Source organism: bacterium, assembly GCA_040755795.1.
In the GTDB taxonomy this organism is placed as follows: Bacteria; UBA9089; CG2-30-40-21; order CG2-30-40-21; family SBAY01; genus JBFLXS01.
On sequence record JBFLXS010000325.1, the window covers coordinates 1 to 4,742 of the forward strand.

The window sequence follows — 4,742 nt, forward strand, 5'->3', positions numbered from 1 at the left end:
GTGTGTATATTATGTGTGGTTTACCTGGTCAGGATGAAGAGGAAGTAGAAGCGGGAATTATCTTTCTGCGTAACTTAGGGGTTAAGATAAAATTAGTAGAATATTCACCTATCCCTGGCACAAAGGAATGGGAGAAAGGGGTAAGGGAATTTGGATTTGACCCTATCGCAGACCCTTTACTCCACAATAATTCTGTCTTACCATTTTTATCCAGAGAAAGATATAACCGATTAAAGAACTTATGTGTAGGGGAATGAAAAAATTTGAGATAAAACCGGTATATAAGTGGCTATTGATAAACCGAATCTGTCCACAAAAGGATGCCAAAGTGTGGTAAATGAAATACATTTTAAAGGTAAAAGGGCGATTTTTCTCATTTTGTAGGTAACTGTTCAGGTGGTAATTTACCGCAGAGACGCAGAGGAACAGAGAAAAGATAGAAATAAATCAGATAACAGAAAAGATTATTGGTGCAGACATTGAAATATAGTAACTATTTACCCAAATGAAGTGCAAGGTAATCGGTAATCAGGTAATCGGTAACAACCAATTGATCTTTTCCCTTTACCGATAACCTGATCACCGATAACTAATTACCTGAATTTCACTTCAGATGGCTAAAATGTTACGAAATATATATCCTCAAGGATGGGATTAAGCGTATCGTCCATAAATTTTAATTTTCTTCTGTGCGTCTCTGTGTCTGTGCGGTGAACGGTTACGGATTTTCATAGTTGAATTTTATATCTTTAATATTCAACTGCACCGATTGTCTGTCTTGCCAGGTGTTTATTTGAGGCACATAGGCTAAATCGATGGAACTTGAATATTTCAAAGCCGTTATTTTATCGCCCATATCAAATCCAATGGCATCATAACATTGAGCCTTAAGCCCGGAGTATGAAAAAAAGTTACCTTTTTCACTCTGTGCTCCCTGCTCTGTGCTACATACATCTTCTATTACCTTCATTTTAAGATGATTATTCCCGACAATCATTGGTTCACCTGAAATTTCTAAAGAACTTGTTGAAAAGACAGGTTTTGGATTACCCATGCCAAAAGGCGGAAGTAGGCTTTCTATTTCATTAATTAATGCCAAATTCACATCTTTTAGATTCACGGGCAAAACATTCAGGGAAGGTTGTAAATCGGTTTTTTTCAAGACGGTTTGGGCATAACCATTGATTCTTTCTCTAAATTCATCTATTTTATGCGGTAAAATCGTTAATCCTACTGCTTGCTCATGACCGCCATAACTTTCTAATAAATCTTCGCATTGAACCAGGGCATTCAGGAGGTGGAAATTAGAAATACTCCTTCCAGAACCTTTTCCCAGGCCATTTTGAGATGAGATAATTATTGTTGGCCGATAATATTTATCCACTATTTTTGAGGCAACAATTCCAATTACTCCCTGATGCCAATTATCGTTTGCCAGAACAATGATATTTTTATCATCTTCGAGGACATCCGATTGTATTGCCTCACGAAAGATAGTCTCCTGGATGTTTTGTCTTTTTGTGTTATGGTCATTGAGTATTCTGACGATTTTTTCTGCCTCTTGAGATGATTGAGTCAGAAATAGTTTGATAACTAATTCTGCATCTTCTAATCTACCTATGGCATTAATTCGTGGTGCCAATTTAAAACTAATGTCAGAAGACTCAATTTTCTTCCCTTCAAGTCCGCAAACCTTAATGAGTGCCTTTAATCCTATATTTTGGGTCATTGTAAGTTGTTTTAAGCCATATTTAACAATAATTCTATTTTCACCAGTTATCGGCACGACATCGGCTACTGTGCCCAGACAGGCAAATTCTATCAGGCTATTCAAATCAACCGCTGAATATCCTCCTTTCATAAGTCCTTGAATAAGTTTCATTACTACACCGACACCGGCTAAACTCTTGTCTGGATATTGACAGGTAGGTTGTTTAGGATTAATAATGGCAAAGGCAAAAGGGAGTTTTTCTTTTACCTCGTGGTGGTCACAAACAATGACATCCATTCCTAATGAATTGGCGTAATCTATCTCTTCTATCGCCGAAATCCCACAATCTACTGTAATGATAAGTTTTACTCCCTGAGAGTAAGCAAGTTCTATCCCATTTTTACTGACACCGTAGCCATCAACTAATCTTTTGGGAAGGTAATAGATAAGATTTGAAGTGTGATGATTTAAAGCCTGTATTAACAAGGTGATTGAAGTGATGCCATCAACATCATAGTCTCCATAGACTAAGATTTTTTCTTTTTTATTTAGTGCCAGTCTAATCCGCTCAACTGCTTTATCTAAGTCCTTGAGTAAAAATGGATTATGCAAATCATTTAGATTGGGTCTAATAAATTTTTTAGCCTCATCAGGTTCAGCTATCCCTCTACTAATGAGTATTTCAGCCGTAATAGGTAAAATCTGAAGTGCCTGGGCTAATTCAGTTACTTCCTTTTGAGTTATGCTCTGATTAATTTTCTTCCAGTTTTTTTCCAATTTAATCTCCTTTTAAGTAGTCAGTAGAGAGTAGTCAGTAGTCAGTTCTCTACTCTCTACCTATATTTTATCTCCTTTCTTGTAATCTTCAACATTATAACCATCTTTTTTCCCTTCTTCCTAAGATTATATACCATAATCTTAATTTATGCAACTAATTTTTATTCTAACCAGCAATTCTCGGTGAATTTTTAGAGACTGAATTCACCTATATTTAGGAGAGATAGAAAAAAATATTTTCGTAAATATTTTGAGAGAAAAATAAGGAATAATGAGCCTCTATCTAATTTTTCACCGAGAATTCCTGAATTTCTCAAAAAGATATTGACAAAGGTTCATCAGTTATGCTATACTTTTTAAAAAAGGTAATAATTATCCCTACAAAAAACCCAAGAATTATGAGAGGCCTTGACTTACCCCTGTAGGAATGGGTAAAAAAGACGGCTCAATCAGAGGGTATATCTGTTTATTTAAGATTAAGGGACTTATTTCGTCAAATCTATGAGTTATCCGGAGATGCATATTGGTCTAAAATTGGAGAAGAGAGAATACTCTCTTTCAATAAAGAGAAAGCACTAACTCATAGTCAAATCTGGGTTTCCATTGTAAAGAACACCCTAAGGAAAGAGCACAATGAAAAAACTGGTAAAAATTTTAGAGATAGTGTCCTATTCTCCGCCAAGAACCGGCTGGAGCATACGAGTTGAGTATCTTAAAAAACAACTTTTAGAAATGGGCTATGAATGTCAAATATTAAATATTAGCCCTGAAAGTAGAAGGATTAAAAGTGATGAATATATTGATGTTCAAAATGGAATAGATTATATATTTAAATTAGGTAAATTTTGCCTATCAGGTTACAGGATTCATATGCATGTAAATGGTCAATCTCCGAAGGGATTTATATTGACACTAATCAGTGAAATTATCGGTCTCGTATTGGGTAAGGGATGTTTTTTAACATTTCATGGGGGAATAAATCAGCGATATTTTCCTCGTGAAAACAGTTATTGGATACTTCCTCTGATTTCTATTATCTTCAAATTACCTGAAAAAATTATTTGCAATGATGAGCGTATAAAAGATAAAATTAGCGAATATGGCATAAACAGAAATAAAATTGTGTCCATTCCCGGCTTTAGCAAACAATATTTATCATATAAAGAGACAAAACTACCAGAAGATTTAGAGATATTTATCCGTCAACACGAGCCTATTTTATCTTCGTATGTTTTTGACCGACCTCAATTTTATATTCCAACAACTCTACAGGCAATTAAAAAGTTGGTAACGAACTATCCCGACTTAGGTTTAATATTTGTTGGGACGAGTGAATATTCACAAGATACTCTAAATCTTATTCAAATTCTAAATTTAGAAAAGAATATATTTTTATGTAAGAATTTAGAGCATAATGAATTCTTAACATTATTAAGTAAGTCAAAGATATGTATAAGAAGTTATGAATGGGATGGTGTCTGCTCGTCAGTATTACAGGCACTATCTCTTAAAATTCCCGTCATAGGTTGTGAAAATCCTCTTAGACCTAAAGGTGTTGTTTTATTTAAAACTGGAGATGAAAATTCTCTGGCTGAAAAAATTGAGTATGTCTTAAAAAATTATGATGAGGTAAAAGAAAATATACAGTTACCTGAAATTAAGGACACGGTTTCTACGGAGGTAGAATTATTAACTTCAATCGTAACTATTCACCATTCACCATTCACAATTCACAATTTCTTCCCTAAATTTCCTTAATAATGGTGAATGGTGAATTGTCAATTGTGAATTGTGAATTATCACTCTTCACGGTGTCAAGCAAACCTGGCCCAAGAGTTCGATGCACCGCTATAGCGCATCCAATGACTCTATTCGATAATTCATCAAATTTCACTTCGTGCTCTCCGTACCCTTCGTGCTGAATAGTTACCTTCAATCTAAATAATAATAAATCTTATAAATTTGCCTGAATGGATACTTTCTGTCTCCTCTTATCCCCTCCAACACCTTTTTTAAAAAATCTTTTTCTAATACTCGATGTTCAAGTTTTTTAAAGGTATAAAGATTTAACCGCAAAGAGCGCAAAGGAAGATTTCGCAAAGGACGCAAAGGAAGGAAAATAAGGTGGTGAACAACCTATTGCTTTGTTAAGTTTGCTTTGCTATGTTTAGAAAGTTATCGGTTATCAGGTTATCGGTGAAGAGAAAACAATGGCCTGTTATCTCCGATTACTGATTACCTAAGTAACATGCAA

3 protein-coding genes are annotated in these 4,742 nt (G+C 34.7%); 2 read left to right on the forward strand and 1 reads right to left on the reverse strand.

Going from position 1 to position 4,742, the window contains the following annotated elements; translation table 11 throughout:
• A partial coding sequence (locus AB1414_15790; protein ID MEW6608881.1) for a radical SAM protein occupies positions 1-257 on the forward strand: 257 nt, incomplete at its 5' end.
• 461 nt (positions 258-718) lie between these two features.
• Here the strand turns inward: AB1414_15790 and recJ are convergent.
• The gene (gene recJ, locus AB1414_15795) at positions 719-2,488 is read right to left on the reverse strand and encodes a single-stranded-DNA-specific exonuclease RecJ (GenBank protein MEW6608882.1); all 1,770 of its coding nucleotides are present in this window, start codon (positions 2,486-2,488) and stop codon (positions 719-721) included.
• A gap of 633 nt (positions 2,489-3,121) precedes the next feature.
• On the opposite strand from recJ, the gene AB1414_15800 reads away from it, so the two are divergent.
• The gene (locus AB1414_15800) at positions 3,122-4,246 is read left to right on the forward strand and encodes a glycosyltransferase (protein ID MEW6608883.1); all 1,125 of its coding nucleotides are present in this window, start codon (positions 3,122-3,124) and stop codon (positions 4,244-4,246) included.
• Positions 4,247-4,742: the final 496 nt, after the last annotated feature.